The 21,931-nt window shown below is 43.7% G+C and carries 22 protein-coding genes; 14 read left to right on the top strand and 8 right to left on the bottom strand.

Features of this window, described 5'->3' with window-relative positions; translation table 11 throughout:
* Positions 1-5: 5 nt before the first annotated feature.
* Positions 6-668: an isoprenoid biosynthesis glyoxalase ElbB gene (gene elbB / locus T426_RS0117250; RefSeq protein WP_025864941.1), complete on the bottom strand. Its 663-nt coding sequence runs from the start codon at positions 666-668 to the stop codon at positions 6-8.
* A gap of 288 nt (positions 669-956) precedes the next feature.
* Between elbB and tpx the strand changes: the two genes are divergently transcribed.
* Positions 957-1,469 carry a thiol peroxidase gene (gene tpx, locus T426_RS0117245; RefSeq protein WP_025864940.1) on the top strand — a complete coding sequence of 171 codons (513 nt, stop codon included), beginning with the start codon at positions 957-959 and terminating at the stop codon, positions 1,467-1,469.
* A gap of 80 nt (positions 1,470-1,549) precedes the next feature.
* Here the strand turns inward: tpx and T426_RS24145 are convergent, their stop codons facing one another.
* From T426_RS24145 to T426_RS0117225, 4 genes are all read right to left on the bottom strand, one after another.
* A complete protein-coding gene (locus tag T426_RS24145) occupies positions 1,550-2,623 on the bottom strand; it encodes a dipeptide epimerase (RefSeq protein ID WP_036985487.1) in 1,074 nt (357 codons plus the stop codon).
* A complete protein-coding gene (locus T426_RS24140; protein ID WP_025864939.1) occupies positions 2,604-3,716 on the bottom strand; it encodes an aminotransferase class I/II-fold pyridoxal phosphate-dependent enzyme in 1,113 nt (370 codons plus the stop codon). The genes T426_RS24145 and T426_RS24140 overlap by 20 nt, the downstream gene beginning before the upstream one ends.
* Before the next feature lie 200 nt (positions 3,717-3,916).
* Complete coding sequence (locus T426_RS0117230) at positions 3,917-4,630, bottom strand: tRNA threonylcarbamoyladenosine dehydratase (protein WP_025864938.1); 714 nt, start codon at positions 4,628-4,630, stop codon at positions 3,917-3,919.
* A 15-nt stretch (positions 4,631-4,645) separates the two neighbouring features.
* Complete coding sequence (locus T426_RS0117225; RefSeq protein WP_081782462.1) at positions 4,646-5,335, bottom strand: TatD family hydrolase; 690 nt, start codon at positions 5,333-5,335, stop codon at positions 4,646-4,648.
* Positions 5,336-5,383: 48 nt separating this feature from the next.
* Between T426_RS0117225 and T426_RS0117220 the strand changes: the two genes are divergently transcribed.
* The 3 genes from T426_RS0117220 (at position 5,384) to T426_RS0117210 (ending at position 7,466) form a co-directional block, all read left to right on the top strand.
* On the top strand, positions 5,384-6,046 hold the full coding sequence (locus tag T426_RS0117220; RefSeq protein ID WP_027586025.1) for a B3/B4 domain-containing protein: 663 nt from the start codon (positions 5,384-5,386) through the stop codon (positions 6,044-6,046).
* Positions 6,047-6,112: 66 nt separating this feature from the next.
* On the top strand, positions 6,113-6,673 hold the full coding sequence (locus T426_RS0117215) for a 1-acyl-sn-glycerol-3-phosphate acyltransferase (protein WP_027586024.1): 561 nt from the start codon (positions 6,113-6,115) through the stop codon (positions 6,671-6,673).
* Between the two features lie 10 nt (positions 6,674-6,683).
* Positions 6,684-7,466 (top strand): amidohydrolase, encoded by a 783-nt coding sequence (locus T426_RS0117210; RefSeq protein WP_025864936.1) that lies wholly within the window; start codon positions 6,684-6,686, stop codon positions 7,464-7,466.
* Positions 7,467-7,472: 6 nt separating this feature from the next.
* Here the strand turns inward: T426_RS0117210 and T426_RS0117205 are convergent, their stop codons facing one another.
* Positions 7,473-7,898, bottom strand: coding sequence for a hypothetical protein (locus T426_RS0117205; RefSeq protein ID WP_027586023.1), 426 nt, complete (start codon positions 7,896-7,898; stop codon positions 7,473-7,475).
* A 554-nt stretch (positions 7,899-8,452) separates the two neighbouring features.
* Between T426_RS0117205 and T426_RS0117200 the strand changes: the two genes are divergently transcribed.
* The 5 genes from T426_RS0117200 to T426_RS26120 all read left to right on the top strand — a co-directional run bounded on the left by T426_RS0117200 (position 8,453) and on the right by T426_RS26120 (position 13,386).
* Positions 8,453-8,836: a BlaI/MecI/CopY family transcriptional regulator gene (locus tag T426_RS0117200; RefSeq protein ID WP_025864934.1), complete on the top strand. Its 384-nt coding sequence runs from the start codon at positions 8,453-8,455 to the stop codon at positions 8,834-8,836.
* Positions 8,837-8,868: 32 nt separating this feature from the next.
* Positions 8,869-10,404 (top strand): M56 family metallopeptidase, encoded by a 1,536-nt coding sequence (locus T426_RS0117195; RefSeq protein WP_025864933.1) that lies wholly within the window; start codon positions 8,869-8,871, stop codon positions 10,402-10,404.
* A 135-nt stretch (positions 10,405-10,539) separates the two neighbouring features.
* Positions 10,540-11,790: a tetratricopeptide repeat protein gene (locus tag T426_RS0117190; protein ID WP_025864932.1), complete on the top strand. Its 1,251-nt coding sequence runs from the start codon at positions 10,540-10,542 to the stop codon at positions 11,788-11,790.
* A gap of 141 nt (positions 11,791-11,931) precedes the next feature.
* Positions 11,932-12,756 carry a 3-keto-disaccharide hydrolase gene (locus T426_RS26125; RefSeq protein WP_025864931.1) on the top strand — a complete coding sequence of 275 codons (825 nt, stop codon included), beginning with the start codon at positions 11,932-11,934 and terminating at the stop codon, positions 12,754-12,756.
* Between the two features lie 27 nt (positions 12,757-12,783).
* Complete coding sequence (locus tag T426_RS26120) at positions 12,784-13,386, top strand: 3-keto-disaccharide hydrolase (RefSeq protein WP_025864930.1); 603 nt, start codon at positions 12,784-12,786, stop codon at positions 13,384-13,386.
* 55 nt (positions 13,387-13,441) lie between these two features.
* On the opposite strand, the gene T426_RS25280 is transcribed toward T426_RS26120, so the two are convergent.
* The gene (locus T426_RS25280) at positions 13,442-13,987 is read right to left on the bottom strand and encodes a VOC family protein (RefSeq protein WP_025864929.1); all 546 of its coding nucleotides are present in this window, start codon (positions 13,985-13,987) and stop codon (positions 13,442-13,444) included.
* Positions 13,988-14,107: 120 nt separating this feature from the next.
* On the opposite strand from T426_RS25280, the gene T426_RS0117170 reads away from it, so the two are divergent.
* The gene (locus tag T426_RS0117170) at positions 14,108-14,380 is read left to right on the top strand and encodes a hypothetical protein (protein WP_148303771.1); all 273 of its coding nucleotides are present in this window, start codon (positions 14,108-14,110) and stop codon (positions 14,378-14,380) included.
* 303 nt (positions 14,381-14,683) lie between these two features.
* Entirely contained in the window at positions 14,684-15,982 is a 1,299-nt protein-coding gene (locus T426_RS0117160) for a cysteate synthase (protein ID WP_025864927.1), read from the top strand.
* Between the two features lie 186 nt (positions 15,983-16,168).
* Here the strand turns inward: T426_RS0117160 and T426_RS0117155 are convergent, their stop codons facing one another.
* Positions 16,169-17,017 carry a mechanosensitive ion channel family protein gene (locus T426_RS0117155; protein WP_036984659.1) on the bottom strand — a complete coding sequence of 283 codons (849 nt, stop codon included), beginning with the start codon at positions 17,015-17,017 and terminating at the stop codon, positions 16,169-16,171.
* 347 nt (positions 17,018-17,364) lie between these two features.
* Between T426_RS0117155 and T426_RS25275 the strand changes: the two genes are divergently transcribed.
* The 3 genes from T426_RS25275 (at position 17,365) to T426_RS0117135 (ending at position 21,920) form a co-directional block, all read left to right on the top strand.
* A complete protein-coding gene (locus T426_RS25275; protein WP_051538971.1) occupies positions 17,365-17,844 on the top strand; it encodes an META domain-containing protein in 480 nt (159 codons plus the stop codon).
* Positions 17,845-18,410: 566 nt separating this feature from the next.
* Entirely contained in the window at positions 18,411-19,622 is a 1,212-nt protein-coding gene (locus T426_RS0117140) for a 6-bladed beta-propeller (RefSeq protein ID WP_025864924.1), read from the top strand.
* Between the two features lie 1,041 nt (positions 19,623-20,663).
* The gene (locus tag T426_RS0117135) at positions 20,664-21,920 is read left to right on the top strand and encodes a 6-bladed beta-propeller (RefSeq protein WP_025864923.1); all 1,257 of its coding nucleotides are present in this window, start codon (positions 20,664-20,666) and stop codon (positions 21,918-21,920) included.
* The last annotated feature ends 11 nt before the right edge of the window (positions 21,921-21,931 follow it).

Below are 21,931 nucleotides of genomic sequence, written 5' to 3'. Positions count from 1 at the left end.
ATGCATCAGGGGTTTTCACTCAGGTAAATTAATTCTTTGACAATATTGTCGGTTCCCTCAGCTATTTGCTGAATGGTTGCATCAAGCATGTAACAAGGGGTTGTGACCAGTTTGTATTTTTCATCGATAATAACTTCGCCATGGTCTGTAATGTAGTGGGAGCCCCCCATTGTACTGATGGCTTCCGCGGTTTCCTGGTCTTCTCCAATGGTGACATCGACCGCTGGAAGAATGCGTGCCATTAGTACCGGAGAAATACAAAGGGCACCAATCGGAAGTCCTTTTTCTACAGCTGATTTAACAACCGTTTCAACCTCCTGGTCTACTTCACAATCCGGTCCTTCGAAGGCAAAAGAGCAAAAGTTCTTAGCGACTCCGAAGCCTCCGGGAAATACAATCATATCGAAATCGTCAAGCGAAAATTCGGACAGCGGTTTAATATTGCCCCGGGCAATCCTGGCTGCTTCAATCAAAACATTGCGCTTTTCAGGCATCTCTTCGCCGGTAAGGTGATTGATGACATGTGCCTGTTCTTTATCCGGAGCGAAACATTGATAAGTTCCGCCGGCTTTGGCAATCGATAGCATGGTTAATGTGGATTCATGAATTTCAGCACCGTCAAATACGCCGGAACCGGATAGGATTATCGCAAACTTTTTCGTCTTCATCGATATAAGATTCTGTTTTTTTAGTAAAGTTACTCTATCAGGGGTAAGTATGAAAGTATTATTATAGATTAACAGCGGATTCTTCCTTCTCCTTTCAATTTATTCGCACATTTAGAGGTTTATGCGGGTATAAGTGCACCAATTTAATCCCGTTGTATTTTTTGTATCGAACATTTTAAAAAGAATTCGGTTTAGTAAGGACACTTTGAGTGGTAAGATAAGTTGATAAATAAAGAAATGTTCCCGGATAGTTCGGGATCATGTGAAAATTAAAATAATAAGATACACATGAAAGAGAATGCTGAAAAAGTAACGTTTGCCGGAAATCCGGTGACACTTGTTGGAGAAGAGATAAAAGTTGGACAGAAAGCTCCTGAATTTACAGTTGTCGGAGCAGATTTGAGCCCGGTTAAGCTAAGTGATTACGCAGGAAAAGTGGTTGTTATCGCCGTTTATCCTTCCATCGATACGGGTGTTTGTGCTGCACAAAACCGTCGTTTTAATGCAGAAGCAGACAAACTAGGTGATGCCGTAGTTCTTTCGGTTTCCTGCGATTTACCTTTCGCGCAGAAGCGTTTTTGTGGAGCAGAAGGTTTGGATAACATCGTCACATTATCTGATCACCGCGATACCGATTTTGGTGTAAAATATGGTTTCCTGATTAAAGAACTGCGGTTACTGGCCCGTGGTACGGTTATCATCGACAAAGAGGGAACCGTTAAATATGTCGAGTTTGTTCCGGAAATCACTACTGAACCTGATTACGATGCTGCTCTTAAAGTGGTCAAAGAGTTGCTTTAATAATTGATTGATGAAAATGAAAGCTGGTTGAAAATGAAGTGAAGAGACTTCAGTCAACCAGCTTTTTTTTATTCCTGTTGTTACTTCTTTGCTACACCAATTCCGGGAATTTCATCTGAGAGCGAATAAACCGGTTCTGTGAATTCCGGGCCACCGATAAACGGGTCCTGAGCTGGTTCCAAATGCGGGTCCAGGTCAATAAATCGGAAACCGCCCAATCCGGCCGCCAGATGTACAGCACATCCCAGTCCCAGCCTTGATTCAATCATACAACCGATCATTAGTTCCATATTGGCACTTCTTGCGATTGCAGCAATATCCAATGCTTCTACAATACCCGATTTCATGAGTTTGATATTGATCAAATCAGCACATCCGGCCTGCACTACCTTAATGGCATCAGCCGATGTAAATACCGATTCGTCTGCTGCGATAGGCACTGACGTATGATCCTTCACGAATTTCATTCCGCGCAAATCATCCTTCCGCACAGGTTGTTCAAACAGTTCAGGTCGTATATTATTCTTCTCGAGTTCTTCCAGGAAATGAACTGCATCAGCTGGCGAATAGCCCTGGTTGGCATCCAGCATAAGCCGGCAGTTCGGTGCTCCCTCTTTGATGGCGAGTAGGCGGTCAATGTCTTCTACCAGGTTTTTGCCTACTTTGGTTTTTAGGGTGTTGTAACCTTTCCGGGCAAGTTTGGTTGCATTGATTCTGGCTGTTTCTGCAGATACGATGTCGATGGTATAATCGGTTTCGATCTGGTTCTCGGCCTTTCCAAGGAATGTATACAACGGAGTATTCAGCGATTTGGTGAAGGCGTCGATGAGTGCCATCTCGATGGCACTTCGGGCTGTTACTTGTACACCATAAACGCTTTTCAGGTGCTTGGATATTTGCCGGAATTCGGCTGCGTCTTTCCCGATAAGGAAATTTTTACAACTATTGAGAGTGGCCAGTGCTGTGGCCTGATTCTCTCCGTTAACAGGTTCCAAAGGAGCAGCTTCGCCGTAACCTTCTATGCCGTTTTCGAGACGCACGATGATGAGCACATTCTCCATCTCGTATTTTACTCCGGTGGCTATCGTGAAGGGTGCATCCAGCGGAATGTTAATGGTTTCGATGAAAACCTCTTTAATGGTGGTGGGTGTCATATTTTTCTCTCCATTCGTTTAAGGTTTGTAATAGATGCTGTATCTGGTCTTCAGTGTGTATACTTGATGCGGTAATTCGTACAATGAATTGACTCGTTTTGACCGGATAGTCGACTGCCGGAACAATGATCCCGTTTTTTTCAAGGAACTGAGATAAATGAGTTGCTGTTTGTTTTTCCTTGAAATAGATAGGAATAATTGGCGTAATGCCACTGGTTGTCGAGAACGCCAGGTCTTCAATTCCCTTTCGAAGCATACGAGTATTATCCATCAGTTTGGTACGGAGTTCCGGATGATTTTCAATCAGTTTCAATGACGATAAGCCTGCCGCTACAACTGGTGGTGGCAAAGCAGTGGAAGCACCATAGAATGTTGATTTTTTCCGAACGGTGTCAATTAATTCGTGATTACCTGCAATGAAACCACCGTAAGAGCCAATCGCTTTGCTCATGGTTTCACTTTGGAAAAGACCAGGCGCGTTATCCAAGTGAAAGTGTTCTGGAGTTCCCCGCCCATTTTCTCCAAGGACGCCAGTCGCATGTGCATCGTCTACAACCAGAATGGCTCCGTATTTTTGAGCCAATGAATAAAGTTTATCGACAGGCGCAATTTCCCCGGTAAGGGCAAATACACCATCAGTAATGATGAGCGGACGACTTTGGGGCGAAGCTTTCAGCAGCTCTTCCAGATGATTCGGATTAGCGTGCTCATAATATTTTACTTGCGGAATATTGCAAGGAATGCCATCTGTGATGCTGGAATGAGCCATCGAATCGGCGAAGATGGAATCATATTGCTCCCTCAGAATGTGGAGCAAAATTTTATTTCCCATGTACCCGGAAGCAAATGCTACTGCCTCCTGCTGGCCTTTAAATTCAGCCAACGATTTTTCCAATGCCAGGTGAATATCCGATGTGCCGGTTGTTTGACGGGACGCGGCAAAATTTACCCCGTACTTTTCCAGTGCTTTAATAGCGTCTTTCACCAAAGTCGGATCATTGGCAAGTCCCAGGTAGTTGTTTCCGGCAAAGTAAGACAATGTTTTGTCATTTACCCTGATTGTGTGACCAACTCCACCGTTTAAAATGTTCATAAATACGATATTAGAAATGATACGATAGCCGGAAAATAAAGCAACTTACATTGGTATTAATGTAAGTTATCATACCAAAATAACTAAGTCAAATATAGGAAAAAGAAATGTAGATTTTTGTGTACGGGAAGTTTTCTTACTATCAGATGGCGACTAATGGGATAGTTCTTCCAGTAAATATTCGGAAAGCAACGCTGAAATTAATTCTCCAGCAAGTCTCGGATAACCACCGAACCAATAAAACATCCAAAAGCCGGCGGCATGTAGGAGATGGTTCCGACGGTTGATTTTTTGTTCCGCGATTCTTCAATAATCAGTTTGCTCTTGTCTACATCTTCAGGCGAGAAAACCACTTTGATGCCTTTGTGAACGCCCATCTTTCGAAGACGTTTACGAATCATTTTTGCCAGCGCACAATTGTACGATTTGGAGATGTCAGCAATTTGAATTTGGGTGGGATCCATTTTTCCTCCGGCCCCCATTGAGCTGACGATAGGGAGATTGAGTTGCACAGCTGTGTGCATCAAGGTAACTTTCGGCGATAGCGTATCGATGCAGTCCACCACATAGTCGAACTGCTTTGCCTGAAGCACTTGATGCATATGTTCTTCCTGAAGATAATCGTTAATAATCTCGAGTTGAATGTCCGGATTGATATCAAGGAATCGTTGAGCCAGGACTTCTGCCTTGCGATGGCCTTCGTTGGAGACAAGAGCTGGTAACTGTCGGTTGCGGTTGGTCATTTCTACCGTATCGCCATCTACGATGGTCATTTTTCCCACGCCGGCACGGCAAATGGTTTCGGCTGCATATGCACCAACACCACCCAATCCTACTACCAACACATGTGCATTCCGCAATTTTTCAATTCCGGTGCTTCCGACCAGAAGCTCCGTCCGTTTATACCACTTCATTTTTGGAAAAAAGAATTATGCCCGGACAATGGGTCCGAAGATTTTTTTCAGGTTGCCAAAGATATGCATTTTCAAATCTTCGGGAGACATATTATTCAGAAGAGCTACTTCCCGGTAAATATCTTTGATATCAACCGAAGAATCATCTGTTTCCATGAATAAATTTTCAATAGGAATGATTTCTACTGATTCCCGCAGCTTTGCCCGGTGGTCGAGCAAATGGGAGCCAATGGAAAAGAAGAAGTCTTTTTTGAGAAGTTGTTGAGTGGTTTGGAGATTGCCAGTATAACCATGTAATATCCATGGAATTGTAGTGCCTTTTTTCATTCGAAGAACATCCTGCCAGCATCTTACACAGTGTATGATCAGCGGTTTACCGAATTTTTGTGCCGCATCAATATGGAGTTCAAAAATCTCTTCCTGGACGGCAAGTGAAGTATGAATGGAACGGTCGAGACCAGTTTCTCCAATACCAACGATGGTGGGATTTCCCACATTGCGCTCCAGCATTTCACGGGCTTCATCCGGCGTGAACAGATGAGCATGCCAGGGATGTATGCCTGCTGTTACCGGGTAATTAAGCGAAGGGTTTTGCTCAAAATCCTGTAAAAACAAGCTTTGCAGCTGAAAGACGTCTTCCTGTTCAACCGCGTCATGCGTATGGATATCGATATAGGGAACAGGCACAACTATGCTTTTTATCAAATGTAATGATTATTTTCGGATAGAATTAACCAGAAAAGTAGATTAGGGATGACCAATATTGAAATTTCCGATGATTTGAAAAGTCGTCTACCTGAATTGGTGCTGGCATGCATCGAATGTGAGGTGAAGGTGGAACCGTCGGGTGAGGAGCTGTTGAACAGGATGAGTGAAACGGAAGAGAACATCAAACAGAATCTTCCATTAAACAAAATAAGCCAGAAAAGCGCTATTCATGCTTCGCGCAGAGCTTACAAAGCTTGCGGCAAAGATCCGGCACGTTACCGCCTTTCGGCGGAAGCCTTGACACGGCGTGTTGTGCGCGGACTAGGGCTTTATCATATCAACAACATTGTCGATTTGGTCAATTTGATTTCCCTGGAAACAGGAATCTCGATTGGCGGTTATGATGCCCACAAGATCGAAGGCAATGTCAGGATGGGAATAGGAAAAAGCAACGAACCGTATCAGGCCATTGGTCGTGGTGAACTGAATGTCGAATTTCTTCCACTTTTCCGTGATGATATTTCAGCTTTTGGCAGTCCGACCAGCGATTCGGAACGAACGTCAGTTACCAATGCAACCACCCGTTTTTTGATGGTTATCATTGGTTTTTCAGGTTTACAGGAAACGGAAGAGGCAATGAAGCTGGCTGTTGATTTGCTGGCTCGTTATGGAAAGGCCGGCAATATAGAACATTGGATTGTTCGATAGAAGTTCGCAAAGAAGATAAAAGGACTATTTTTGCGTGAAACAACGTAGACAGATTAAAGCAAAAAGATGAAGAAACTTACCGCATTTATATTACGTCTCCTGGGATGGAAAGCGATGAGCGGAGTAGCTCCGGAATCGAAGTGTATTATTTTGGGAGCACCGCACACCTCAGCACTTGACTTTGTTATTTCGTGGCTCTACTATACCAGTGTGGGGGGAAAAGCTTATGTAATGGTAAAGAAGGAATTTTTCTTCTGGCCAGTAGGATACATTGTCCGTTGGATGGGAGGTATTCCGGTTGACCGCACCCGTGGAGCCAATGTCTTGAAACAAGTCGTGGATGAATTTAAAACGCGCGATTACCTTCATTTGGCGATTGCTCCCGAGGGAACCCGAAAGCCTACAGCCCGCTGGAAAGGCGGATTTCACACGATGGCCCGTTTGGCAGATGTTCCGGTTTATTTAGGCTATTTCGATTGGGGCAAAAAAGAAATAGGTTTCAATGAAAAATTTGAACTAACCGATGACCTGAACGCCGATTTAAAACGGGTGCGTCAGTGGTACAAGGATAAAGGCGTACAGGGAAAACATCCGGAACTGTTTAATACCGGAAACGATTTGGATTAAAAAATTGCTTATGGAACAGGTAAATGATCTTCGCATTACGCTGATTCAGCCCAACCTTTATTGGGAATCGCCTGAGGAAAACCGGGAGCACATATCGGAAATGATGAACTCGATAAGTGGGAATACCGACTTGATTGTTCTCCCGGAGATGTTTACCACCGGTTTTACCATGAGTGCTTCAGCTTTAGCTGAGCCGATGAAGGGGAAAACCATGGAATGGATGAAAGCAAAGGCTGCGGAGCTGAATGCCGCTGTTTGCGGAAGTGTGATTATTGAAGATGAAGGAGGTCGTTACAATCGTTTGCTGTTTGTTCAACCCGATGGAAGTTACACCAGCTACGATAAGAGACACTTGTTTTTCATCGAAGGAGAGATAGGCGTTTTTGAACCGGGAAAGGAGCGGGTAATCGTCAATTTCAGAGGATGGCGTATCGCCCTGTATATCTGTTATGACGTACGTTTTCCTGTTTGGTCGCGTAATCGGAAAGACACCGATTTAGCGCTTTACGTAGCCAATTGGCCGGCATCGCGTACGCAGGTATGGCAAACATTACTGAAGGCGCGTGCGATTGAAAATCAGATTTATGTGGCGGGCGTCAACCGGATTGGTTCAGATGGCAATGAAATCGACTACTGTGGCGATTCGTTAGTCGTGAATCCACGTGGAGAAGTAATGTCCCGATTGGAAAACAGGGAAGAGGTCGTTACAGAAACTTTATCGATGGAGCGTCTCGAAAACTTCAGGGTAAAATTCCCGGTAGGGAATGATGCCGATGATTTTCGGTTACTCTGACTTTGTTTAAATAGAGCTACTTAATAACAACCGGATAATCACGACCGAAATAAATGCCAGGGCAACAATCATCAGTGTACCCATCTGCTCAATCGTGCGGCGGTGGAGCATTATCTCGTTCGGCAATAAACCAATTTCTTCGCCGCTTAAAGCGTTCAGTGTGGAACGGGAAAGTTTGTAGAAAAAGAAATTGGGAATAAAGTAAACCAACCCGGGAATCAACAAAAAAGCTCCTTTGAATTCGGCGGCATAGGTATGAATTAGCGCGGGGAAATTTAGTGGTACCTGAATAAAGCGGATCGAATAAATGGCCACCGCCAGATAGATACCTGTAAATGCAAAACCGATAATCGACAGGAAAACGCCCCATCTTGCCGTGCCGTACAAATCACGCAGGACGTAATCTGATTGTTGATAATCCTGAATCTCCATGAGAATTAATTTGGTTTAGAGGAATTAACCTAAACTTACAGAAATGCAGGGTAATAGTCAATATTAGTGGTGTAAAAAACGTAGGTTATCAACAGTTTGTTAACAAGTTTTTAACGATATTCCAACGAACGATCGCTGGCGAACACCAACCAGTGATCTTCGCCGGATTTTCATTCAAATCAGGTCTTTTCGTTTTCTTCTATAGTTTAAAAAATCAGTGAGGAAGTAGGAGAGGATATTGTCATAACGGAAGGATAAGCCAAATTATTTCCTTCGCACCAATTTCTCTCCAAATGTTGTTTTCTTCACAAGAAAACTAATTGCTTAGTTGGAAAACTAAAAGATTAGTTTTATCATTGTGTATAGATTTCCATGCGCAGGAAATAGATTGAAGAATAATCGAAAAACTGAATAAGATGAAAAACGAATTGAAATGGGGCAAGCCGCCCTGATTTTTTTACCTGTATTAACTAAAAAAATAGTTTGAAATAAATAACGACTTCGGTACCTTTAGCCGAAGGAATAAGTGTTATTGAATATATAGTCTATTAACAATGAAAGAACTGACAAGAGCAGAAGAACAGGTGATGCAACTACTGTGGGATATGGACAGAGCGTTTGTGCGTGACATTATCGACGAAATGCCGGAGCCGAAACCAGCCTATAATACGGTTTCCACCATCGTCAGGATATTGGAGAAAAAAGGCTTTGTCGATCATAAGGCATACGGCAAATCGCACCAGTATTTTCCCATCGTCAGCAAAAAGGAGTACACCCGTTCATTTGGAAAGCGTTTTATGCGGAATTACTTCGATGGTTCATTCAAAGAGATGGTATCATTTTTTGCCCGCGAGGACAAACTGGATGTTCATGACCTGAATGACTTGCTGGAGGAAGTCCGGCGCGAGATAGATAGCAGCGATGAAACGAAATCGTGAATTAGTAAAGATTGACAACTGACTTTAACTATATGAACACGTATATAAACTTCATTACGGAATCGGGAATCAGCTTAGGTTTGCTGACTCTGGTGTACCTCTTCTTTCTTCGCAAAGAGACATTTTTCCGGTTAAACCGTGTGTACCTTATCGTATCAGCTGTTTTTTCCGGTGTACTTCCCTTGCTTCATATTCCGGTGTTCCTGAATTCTGCATCGTCCAATCTGGGACTGATTGCCAGCGGACCGCGCGTCCTCGAAGTTGTCGAGGTGTACGGTGGAGCCGGTGCCAATGCATCCGGAACATTTCTTTCATTGCCTCTCATCGGTCTGATATATTTTAGTGGAATACTCTTTTTCGCACTGCGTTTTACCTGGAAGCTGGGCCAGATGGTCTTGCTGGTTCGCAGTGGTGAAAAGCGCAAATTCAGAGGACTGACCATTGTCCGCCTGGGATTCGATAGCTCTGCTTTTTCCTTTTTTCGCTGGCTGTTTGTTGGCCGCAATTTCCAATTTGGAATCGAGGAAAGCAATCATATCCTGAAACATGAGATGGTACATATCCGGCAACGGCATTCCATCGATGTTTTATTACTCGAACTGGTCGTTCTGGTGCAATGGTTCAACCCATTCATCTGGTATCTGCGCCGTGCGGTAAGAGAAAACCACGAATTTCTGGCCGATGCGCTGGTGGTTAACAAAGGCATTTCGCCTGTACGTTACAAAGCCATGCTGATTGAGCAGGTGACCGGCATTCAGCTTCAGGTTGCCAACAACTTCAATTATTCCTTACTTAAAAGTAGAATGAAGATGATTTCAAAAATAAAATCGCCCCGTTGGGCCGGATATAAATACCTGATTGGATTAATGACCATGTTGTTGCTGGTCGTGGTTTTTGCGTGTGAAAAAACGCCTGAAACAAACAATAAGCAAGTTGCTGTTAAGTCGGCCAGCATAGGTGAGCAGCCACTCATCCTTATCGATAATCAGGTCGTAACCAAATCGGATATGGACAACCTGGAGCCAAATAAGATAGCTAAGGTTAATGTCTTAAAAAAAGGAACACAACTGTCTTCTTTAGCTGAAACCTATGGCGAAGATAAAGTGAAGAACGGTGTTATTCAGATCTTCACTAAAGATTATGAGAATAAAGAGCTGGCACAAAAAACAGACGGAAAAAATGTTGATGAAGTGGTGGTCGTTAGCAAAGAGAAGAAGGCGAGTAAAGATGATAACACTACATATAATGGAGAGCCTGTTTTCTTTATCTGTGAGGATATGCCTGAATATCCTGGTGGAGATCTGGCACTTAGAAAATATATTGCTGCTAATATCAAATATCCCAAGTATGCACAGGAACACGGTATACAAGGTAAAGTATATGTGAATTTCGTTGTGAGCAAAACCGGTGAAGTCGGTGGTGCTACAATTGCACGTGGTATTTCTCCTGCGTTGGATGCAGAGGCATTACGGGTTGTGGAAAACCTACCCCAGTGGAAGCCGGGAATGCAAAGAGGACAGCCGGTGAATGTTAGGTTCACCGTGCCGATCAATTTTGTATTACAGTGAATCGCCGGGCATTCCATACCTGAATTTAAGGTAGTGGTATCGCGAATTCACTTACGTTGAAGATAGTTGAACAGGAAGAGATGCCGGAATGATTTGTAAGTCAACGGCATCTCTTTTTTCATTAACTTGCTGTATATGAAAAGATACGTGAAACAAACCGTTTTGTCTCTTATTCTTTTTCTTGCTTTTTACTTACCCGTTGCGGGACAAAATGAGGAGCCGGCTTATTTGCTCTTTCAAGGAAAAACAGAAGCGGTCGTTTCCCGGTTGGAACCCGAATTTCAATCCGGGAAGCTAAGTGAAGCGTCCGCACTGGTTCTCGCCAAGGCTTACATGACCGAAAACCGTTACCGGGATGCTTTGCAAGTATTAGAGAAGGTAAACAATAAGAAGCAAGTGCTGCCTCTAAAAGGAGAGGTATTTGCCGCTTTAGGCAATCTTCCGGCTGCCGCCGAAACGTATGAAGATTTGGTCAGGATAGAACCCGATAATGCGGAAGCGAAAGCCAGCCTGGGAAAATTGTATTTGCAGTTGGATAGGGATGGAAAAGCACGAAACTTATTCGGCCAATTGGTAAAGCGCGATTCGACTAATCTGTTTTACCGTCGTCAGTATGCTTTGGCTTGCTATCGCACCGATCAACGTGCGGAAGCTGTGGTGAATTACAACTGGATTGTGGAACATTACCCAAACGATTTGTCATCGCTATTAAATTTGGTGAATATTCAACATCAGATGGATCTGGATATTGTGGCTCTTCAACTGTTGAAAACAGGCCTCGAACATTTTCCCGGCAATATTCAGCTGATGAAGAAAGCCGGGGAACTGAATTTCCTGGGACAGAATTACCAGCAATCCGCCCGTTACTATCACGATGTTCTGCCCGTCGATTCTTCCTATGTCGTGAAGAAATACTATGGCATCAGTTTGTTTTTCGAACGAAAAGAGGAGCAGGCATTACAGCTTCTCCAGTCTTGCTACCAAAAAGTTCAGACTGACGACATGGTTGCCTTTTACATCGGGTTGTGTTTGAAACGAAAGGCCGAATATAAAGAGAGTGCCCATTTCATCGAAGCAGCCATCAAACTGGCTACCCCTGGCTACATGGCCGATTTCTATCATCATCTGGCCGATGTGTATGGCCGCGACCGGCGGTTTCAGGATGCGATTGATTGTTATCAGAAGGCGCTTGAATATGACTCTACACGCACACAGGTTTTATTCGATATTGCCACCACTTACGAAGAGTTCAATAACAACAAAACCATTGCCTTGGGGTATTACCGCGAATACCTTAAACGCATGGGCGATTCAGATAATCCCAATGTGGATTATGCTTTAGGGCGTATCCGGAAAATTAAGGAGGCTCTTTTTATGGAGCAATGACCAAGGGCTTTTGAAAAGTATTTTTCAGCTGATAAAAAATTAGTAGCTTTCGAACAGCTGGCGGGGTGAAGGACATGACAGACTCTTTCTCCCCGTTTTAGCATACAGCAAATGCATAAACTAATCAAACCTATTATTTCTATGAAAAAATCACTTGTTCTGATCGCCTTTGGTGTCGGCCTTATCTTCGCCGGATGCCAGTCAAATCAAAAGAAGCAAACGAAAACTGAAGCAGTTGAGGTAGAGGAAACTTCCTGTGCCGGTCAAGCCGGTTGTGCATCTGATTGCCTTTCTAAACATGAGATGGAAGCGCTGAACACACTAACCGATCAGGAGAAAGCTGATGGTTGGCAATTACTGTTCGATGGCAAAACGTTAAATGGCTGGAAGGGTTTCAATGGCAACGACATGACCAAAGGTTGGGTGGTTCGCGATGGTGCCCTGATGTCATTGGGAAAAGGCGGCGATATTGGTGGCGACATCATTACCGACAAGCAATACGAAAACTTCGAGCTGAAACTGGAATGGAGGATTTCGCATGGAGGTAACAGCGGAATTCTGTACGGCGTTATCGATGATCCGAAGTACGGTGCGGTTTATTACACTGGGCCTGAATATCAGTTGCTCGACGATGTCGGTTTCCCGGAAAAGGTGGAAGAGTGGCAGCTAACCGGTGCCAATTACGGAATGTACACAGCCGATAAGTCGAAGAAGAAACTGCAGATGGTCGGTTGCCCGGCATTCAATACCGCTCGTATTATTGTGAACGGCAACCATGTGGAGCAATGGCTGAACGGAGAGAAAGTGGTGGAGTTTGAGCGTTGGACCGATGACTGGAACAAACGCAAGAACGAAGGAAAGTGGAAAGACTTTCCGGATTACGGGATGGCGAAAGTAGGCCATATTTCGTTGCAGGATCATGGTAGTTACATCTGGTTCCGGAACATCAAAATCCGTGAACTCTAATCGGCTAACCTGACTAAACAAAATACGATGAAGAAAATAGGAATATTGCTGGCAGCGGTAGCGTTGTTCAGCGGATTTATGTCGCCACCCAAAACCATCTCCCTTTTTAACGGGAAAGACCTGACCGGGTGGACGGTTTACGGTACCGAAAAGTGGTATGTCGACAACGGGGAACTGGTGTGTGAAAGTGGTCCCGATAAGGAATACGGTTACCTCGCCACTGATAAGTATTACAAGAACTTCGATTTGACACTCCAGTTTTTGCAGGAGAGCAACGGCAACAGCGGCGTCTTTTTCCGGTCGACCATCGAAGGAACAAAGATAACCGGCTGGCAGTGCGAGGTCGCTCCTCCGGGACACGATACCGGTGGAATATACGAGTCGTATGGTCGCGGATGGCTGGTGCAGATTCCGGATGAGAAGGAGGATATCCTGAAGATGGGAGAGTGGAACACCTTACGTTTACGCGTGGTGGGCCCGAAAGTGGAAACCTGGTTGAACGGAAAGAAGATGGTGGAACTGACGGATGAGAAAATCGGGAAAGCCAATGGTTCCATTGCTTTGCAGATTCATGCAGGAGGTGGAATCAAAGTGCGTTGGAAGAATATTGAATTGAAAGAATTACCATAAAGGAAAAGGGGCTGTTGAGGCCCCTTTCTTTTTTCCGGCTTCCCGGAAGGAAAACTTATTTCAAATCACGGGTACTTTCCATCAGGAATTTCACACTGTCCTGACAGAATCCGTGTTTTTCCCGTTCGATGAACTCGTAAATGATTCCGGTAAAAGGTGTCGGTTTGGTGAAAACCTGGGTCAGACCTTCGCACCGGATAGGTTCCTCGGTGGTAAATTCCATCAGGCCTTTCTCTTTGAATTCTTTCATTTTAGCTTCCACCGATTCGACCTGGTAAGCAACGTGATGCACTCCGCCAACGCCGCCATTCTTCGATGCTACCCATTCTTCTACAACCGAGTGATTTTGTCCGTCTGAGATGAAGATTTCGGGCGCCATATGATATTCTAATCCGTTGACTCCCGGAATATCCCACGGAATGCCGTTTTCGAGTTTTTCGGGTGGCAACAACACCAGGCATTTGGCCGTAGAGCCGTCATCAAACTTAATTTCAAATCCATCTGGTAATTCCGGGTCGATTTTGTAACCGAATCCTTCCGTAAAGAATCGTGCTGTTTCAAAGCGGTCGCGAACACGATAAGCAATGTGATCAATTCTCATGGTAATGCTCTTTTTATTTGCAAGGAAGTTACAAATTCCAAAATCGGCATAACAGGGGATTTGTCAGGTGTAATGGATTTTTTTATCCGAATTTCGATCTGCTCCAGAATCCAAGGATTGTTGTGTAAGAAATTTTCAAATCGCCATAATCATCTTAATATTGATGGAAGCCGAATTTCGGTTGCCATCAATATGGCTTCTTCTATGCTGGGAGACGCATCGGCCGGTTTTGGAACCGGATTGCTGACATCGTTGACAGAAATTATTTTCAGTGTGGGCGTAGGAGTTCTGTTTGGGTGGATTTTTAATTTTCTGGCCCATCATTTAAAGATTGTTTCCGAGGGAGCTTATATTATTCTCATCATTGGCGTTTCATGCAACGCCGGAATTTGACCCCTTTGCGAAAACCTTACTGGGAACGATTATGGGCGCGACCATCATTCATAAAATTGTCGGCCCGCTGATCTCGCGATTTTCATTAAGAAAAGCGGGTGAAACCGTGTCAGTTGAGCAACCCTGATGTCTTAAAAAACAGTTTTAAAAGTCGACCGTATGTTACAAAACAAAACGAAAAGAAAGACGCCTATAATGTACTGGCAGTATGGTTGGAAGCATTCCGGATTACAAACGACGGCCTGAAAAGGAGACGCCCTTTGGAAAAAAAACTTATTTTTGCCCCATAAATGAGATATTCCTATGGCCAACTTTACCAAAACAGAGTATTATCTTGAATCGATGTGTTGTGGCACCCGGTTTAATGATGGTAACTGGGAATTGAGCTGTCCTGAAAATGAAACTCCATCCCTTATTAGGGCAATATATGCGCAAAAACAATTACGTGTACGTGAAGAACTTCCCGGCTTGTACAAATTTGCCGACTGGTTGCCAATCAACCGGGTACTGGAAGGATCCGGAGCGCCTGTAACATACAAAAGTGCTGGATTTGCGCGCGAATTAGGATTGGAGAACCTCTATATCACCTTCAACGGTTACTGGCCGGAGAAAGGTGCGAAGATGTTGACAGGCAGCTTTAAAGAGTGTGAGGCATACTCAGTTTGTGCCCGGACCAATTACAACGAAGACAAGACCATGGTGGTAGCTTCCGCTGGAAATACCGCCCGTGCTTTTGCGCGTGTTTGTTCGGAGAATAAAATCCCGCTGTTGTTATGCGTTCCAGCTGATAACATGAAGGCACTTTGGTTCAACGAACCGATTGATCCTTGTGTGAGACTGATTGCAACTGAATCGGGCGGCGATTATTTCGATGCGATTCATCTCTCGAACATTGCCTGCGAAATGGACATTTTCTTCCCGGAAGGAGGAGCAAAGAATGTCGCTCGTCGCGATGGTATGGGAACGACCGTCCTTTCAGCTGTAACTACTATTGGAGAAATACCGAACTACTATTTTCAGGCAGTCGGTAGCGGAACCGGAGCAATTGCCGCGTGGGAAGCCAACCTGCGTTTCATTGAAGACGGCCGGTTTGGTTCCAATAAGATGAAACTGATGGTTTCGCAGAACGAGCCGTTTACCCCGATAAAAGATGCATGGGAGGCTGGTTCCCGGAAGATGTTACCGATGGACGATGCCGTAGCCCGGAAACAGGTGGAAGCAATCGATGCGAAAGTATTATCAAACCGGAAGCCTCCTTACGGAATATCCGGTGGACTGTACGATGCGATGATGGATGCCGGCGGCGAAGTATTAGCGGTGACGAATGAAGAAGCTGATTTAGCCAGTACCTTATTCGAACTGAACGAAGGAATCGATTTAGAGCCCGCTGCTGCTGTAGCTGCTGCTTCGTTAATTCAGGCTGTCGAGGCCGGCAAGGTAGAGAAAGATGCCGTCATCATGCTCAACGTGACCGGTGGAGGTATCCGCAAATTCCAGAAGGAGAATGAAATTCAGTTAATGAAGCCGGATTTGATTTTCCCGGTTGACCCCGATCCGAAAATGGTGAAGGAACAACTGCAGGAATTGTTCGAACAAGTGTAAAAAGAAGAATTTTTTAGATATACATGAAGCCGTTGCCATTGCAGCGGCTTTTTTTTATGGAAATTAAAATCAATGAAAAATGAACAATAATGAACATAAAGCGGAACGATTCATCGAAGTCAAATAACAGAAACAATAGGAACGATGGTAACTACAGTAAGCTCAAGCCCAACCTGAAACCGCGTGTCACGCGTTCAGTTCTTGTTGAGGGTTGTGATGAATCAGGTTTTGGTATGGATACGGAATTTCGATGCCTTCCTGGTCGAAGCGCTCTTTTACGCTTTTCAGCATATCACATTTCATCGCAAAGGCTTTTCCGTTGTCTTCGGCCCACAGGTAAGCCCGCAGACGCACGTACCAGTTTCCGAGTTCGATTACTCTGATTCGGACAACCGGTTCACCGGCTTCTTTCTCTTCGTCCGTGCGGTTATCAAAAAGGTTGGGATGTTTCAACGCTTCCTCACGAATCAGTGACATGGCGTCATCAATGTTCGAATGATAAGCGATATCAAATTCCACTTGCGAACATATTTTGGCATCGGCAATGCTCGAATTCAGAATCGTTTCGGAACTGATAACCGAATTGGGAATAATCACACGCCGGTTCTCCGGATTCCGGATAACGGTATGACGTAGTGTAATGTCTTCGACAGTGCCGTAGTAAGTGTCGCTGAGTTTGATAAAATCGCCGACTCCGAACGGCCGGAAAATGACAATAAAAATGCCGCTCACGATATTGGAGAATGCCTGTTGTGAGGCAAAACCCATGGCAGCGGCAAATATACCGGCACCGGCCAGCATCGTACTTCCTAAAGCGCGTAACCCAGGGATAATATAGAAGATACCGATAACTGCCAACAGAAAGATTAGGAAGCTAATTCCGTTCTTTAGGAAGTTGTAGTTCGTCGGATCGAGTTGGATACGTTTGGCGGCCCGTTTAAACGAACGCGTTATCAGCATCCTGACAATCTTAGAAAACAATACAGCGCCAACCAGTATGGCTGCAGAGACAAGTGCGTACTCAATCGGTTTCATATCATACTTATAATGGTCGCTAAAAATCCGCAAAATATCCTGATTCTGCAATATGGCGACGGTACTAACGGAAAAAAAACTCCAGGTGTAAAGTTATCCTCAGTAACGCAACCCGGAAACGCAAAGAGAGTACATCTATGTGAAGCCGAACGACAGTAACTACAGTAACAACAGAAACGGCGCAGCCAAACTTGTAACCTGAAATGACTACTGTCTATTGTCTTCAGTCCGATCTGTTTCCTGCTTACAAACAGACAGAAAAGCACCCATTATTTCGTAACTTGAAGGGGTGATTCTCCGTTGGGAATTACCAGACACAACAAATGCTAACAGGAAAAACATCTCGTATGAAGACACACACGACACCGCTTTCGCTGATACTGCTCTTCTGTTTTCTTATTTTCGGTACCGGCGAAATGAATTCTGTAAAGGCGCAACAAAAAGACAACGGAAAGTCACTGCCGGAAGCAACGAAAGCCGGACAAAACGAAAAAGCTCTAGAGGCAACCTGGGAGCTGACGGAGATGGATGGAGAAGCAGTTGACGAACTTTTCCCGGAAAAACATCCAACCATCGAATTCAAAGTGAAGGAAAACCAGGTAGCCGGATTTGCCGGTTGCAACCAGTTTCGGGGCCAGTTGATACTCGATGAGGCATACATGAAGATTGTAGGCGTTGTTGCCACTAAAAAAGCTTGCCCTGTGTTGGACGAAGAGGAAGAATTTCTGGCTATTCTTCAGGAAATCGGTCAGTATGATGTAACCGGCAATGAATTATCACTGTGGAGCGGTGGCCAGTTGTTATTAAAATTCAGGAAAACCAAATAACCTTATGCCTATTGATGTGACCTGCTAGCGGAAAACTTATCTGTATTCAGTCAGGCATCTGTCTGTCACATGTATCTTCACCAAAATTAACGAACCGGAAGAAGTTCGAAGTACAAATGAACTTCGATAGCTAAATTTTTATCAACAAATCTCTTTTAGCCCAAATTAGTGGTGAACGGTCGATTTTATGTGGTGAACGCATCAAATTTTTCGTTAAACGGAAAAATCGGATAAGGTGATAACTGACTTATCAACTGTCTGATGAGATGTAAATTTGGGGAAATGGATAGGAAAAGCTATATTCGGAAAGCTGCGGAAGATATGTTCTCAATGATTATTCCTGATAAATCTGTCTGTCTGTTCTATTTATACTTTTACCGGCATTATTATTGAATGGTTGTCAGAAGAAGGAGGAACCGACTAATTTGGTGGTGAAACCTACGCAAAATCATTTATTTGAAAACCACCAAAACAATCACGATTGGTGATAAACAGGTTCAAATAGATATGAATGAGAATCCGTTTTTGATTGTGGCGGAATAGATAAATCACTTAACCGAACGAACATGTATACATACTTCAAATTCTTTATCCTTGCTGCATCTGTTCTTCTGTGGGGATGCGGCTCTTCAAGTCAGAAGACGGAAAAGACAAATAACTCAAGAGTCGAAAAGCCTGCAAAAACAGATCACATTGATCTTCCCGAAAAAGGAGAGGACATTTTAGCGGTATCTTCTTTTGCCGATACGGTTTTGTACATTCCCCTGGAAACGACGCCTCAGTCATTAATCAGAAAAATATTCCAGATTCAGCTTATTGGAGATAAAATTCTCCTGGATTGCAATGATAAATTACTTTTGTATTCCCAATCCGGGAAATTTATCCGGCAAATCGGACAAAAAGGAAATGGGCCGGGAGAATACAACTATGTTTGCAATTCTGTTGCCAGGGGCGATACCATCTACATATCTCCGACGAATAAACAGACCATCATTAAATATCTGCTCAACGGAGATTTTGTTGGAGAGAAGCTCTTACCCGGTCATTTTCGTATGAGTTGGTTTGACATGACTCCCGATGGTGAGTTTGTGAGTTATGCCGATTTGGCAAGAGGAAAGTTGGATGTATTGGACAAAAATCTAAGTAAAATCAATCAGTTAATCATTAATCACAATGCGCCGGTCAGTACTCCGCCAACCATATATAGAAACATGTACGATTACTCTCTTCAAAACGGAAGCGAACGCCGGCTTTTGTTCACTGATTACATGAGCGATACCATCTGGGATATTTCGAAAGGGAGAAAAAAAGTGGGTTATGTACTGAATATGGGGGATAAGATTTTACCTGAGAAGTATCGTTTCGAGCGCTTTGGCTTTGATCATAAGGCGTGGATGAAGGCGGCGGCTCCTTACCAAAAAATTAAAATGGTAGAGACGCCCGATTACCTGTTCCTGTTTCAAAAAGGATGGACCACGGAGAAGATACTGAATACAATATACATCTACAACCGGGCAGATAATACGATTAAAAGATATGATACGCCTTACATTTATGATGATTTAGTAGGCAAGCGAAACCTGAATGTGCTCTACAGTTCGCATGATTGCCTCATGGCCGTGGTCAATCCGTTTGAACTGAAGCCAGAGTTGGAGAAGGAACAGGTGGAAGGCCAGACCGGAAAGGATGCACCGTCGCCGGCTTGGTTGAAACAAATGTCGAAGGTGAAAGAGGACGATAATCCCATACTGGTCATCATTCATCCGAAGGTTAATTGATGTAATAGAATTGAAACCACAAAGCGCTCAAAGAAACCACAAAGGGCGCCAATGGCTGCGTGCACTTTGAGCCTTCTTCGTGAACTTTGTCGTAAAGAAAGGAACCGAAGGTAAAGTCGATTTCTTTCCCGGAAGGTTTTGCTCCCGCTTCCCGGCTAACGGCGAAGTTTAACTTTCTTTAAAAGCTGTTCAAATCAGTTAACAGAAAAAACGGCCATCTTTGATGACAGGAAAAGCAAGATTTTTTCATAGGAATCTTTAAGTTAGGTTAGTTTAGTTAGGTTAGTTTATTAAAGTCGGGTTCCCAGCCCGACTTTTTTTGTGCAAGCCTTATCTGACACTTCTAATGACGATTGGTGTGATGCGTCAAAATTGAAACCACAAAAGACGCCATTGGCTTCGTGCACATTGCGGTAAAGAGACGAACCGAAGATAAAGTCGAATTCTTTCCCGGAAGGTTTTGCTCCCGCTTCCCTGCAACGGCGAAGTTTAACTTTCTTTAATAGCTGTTTAAATCAGTTAACAGAAAAAACGGCCATCTTTGATGACAGGAAAAGCAAGTTTTTTTCATAGGAATCTTTAAGTTAGGTTAGTTTGGTTTAGTTAGGTTAGTTTATTAAAGTCGGGTTCTCAGCCCGACTTTTTTTATGTCATCTTATCAACACACCGCGCAGGAGAACAAGAATGGAAGTCCCTGAGTCGCATGGAAACCATCAAAGTCCGTTCGTCAATACATCCGGAAAGGGGAATGCAAAACTCTTCATGGCCTGGTATGGCAACGGAGCGTTTTTTCGCAGGAAATCGTTGTTTGTGTTTATATTATTTATTAGGTTTAATCGCCGGTTTCAGATCGGCTATTCCTTCTTTTTACCTACACATATACGGCAATGTTTTCATTGTTCTGGACAGGTTCTGTCTAATCGGATGACTCGTTAAAGAGATATTCGATTGGCGAGACTGTTTTTAATAGACCAGGTTTCAGAATAGCTCAAAACAAGCTAAAAAATATATGCAATCTAAGCTTAACAAATCAATCAATCAATGATGAAAAAACAACATTTTCCAATTCAACTCAGTCTGCTACTGGCCTTCCTGGTGGCAACAACCCTTTCCTGCCAGGAAAGAACGAAAGATGAAAAATCTACGTCCAATTCCTTTTATACCATTCCATTTGCTGATATCCTCAAGCATCAGCGGGAAGTGAAGCTGTCGGAATTTGCCAATGACGTTAACATCATTCCGCTTGACAACACGAAGGATGCACTGCTTGGTCATTTTGAAAATATTGAACTGACCAAAAACTATATTTTCGTGATGTGCTGGAAACAGCCTATCCTGCAATTCTCTCGTACGGGCAAATTCATCAAATACATCGGAAGAATTGGAAAAGGACCAGATGAGTATACAGCGTGTATGAAAATGTCTGTCGACGAAAAGAACAAAAGAATATATCTGCAGATTGCTGACCAGGGAAAGATGATGGTTTTTAATTTCGATGGGGAATATGTTAAGACCATCGCCAATCCGGCCATGGAAGATTTTTATAATTTTTGGATTTGGAGCAGAGATAGCATGCAGATCAGTTATTTCGAGCAAGCTTGGGGGAATCAACCCTTTGTATTTATAGAGCACAACGAAAAAGGCGATACGCTACAAGGAATCCCCAATCACATTTTCTTTGACAAGAATATGCAAGCCGATCCTTTTTATACCATGCTATATAAAGATCAAAATTTTGAGTACCGTTTTGGAAATAAACTGCACCTGAAAAGCTGTTATAATGATACGGTTTACACGTATGATGCCAACAACAAGTTTGTTCCTCAGTTCGCTATAGATTTAGGAAAGCATAAGCTCCCCGCCGATTTAGCCTATGAGCGGAAGTGGACTCGATCGATGCCAGGAGATCTGTGTTGGACAGGTGTTCATGAAACATCTAACTATGTTTTTATTCCCTACGGATATCATTTCGACCCAAATAAACCAAAAACAAAAAATGGAGATTTGGGCTATGTGCTGTATAACAAGCAAACCAAAGAAGGAGTAGCGATAAAAGAAACCAAACAAGGTGGTTTTATTAACGACATCACCGGCGGCCCTGACTTCCGGCCTACTTATACCAATGATTCGACCGCAGTGATGTTGGTTTCGGCACTGGATATGAAGCAGTACCTTGAATCGGATGCATTCAAAAACCAGGAAGTCAAATTCCCTGAAAGGAAGAAAAAACTGGAGGAACTCGGAAAGAGCATTAAAGAGGATGACAACAGCTTTTTGGTGGTGGCGAAGTTGAAATAAGCTAACGACAA

The sequence above is a fragment of the Prolixibacter bellariivorans ATCC BAA-1284 genome, assembly GCF_000621705.1.
GTDB lineage: Bacteria > Bacteroidota > Bacteroidia > Bacteroidales > Prolixibacteraceae > Prolixibacter > Prolixibacter bellariivorans.
The sequence above is the reverse complement of the archived record's forward strand: the minus strand, read 5'-3'. Positions and strand labels throughout refer to the sequence as shown.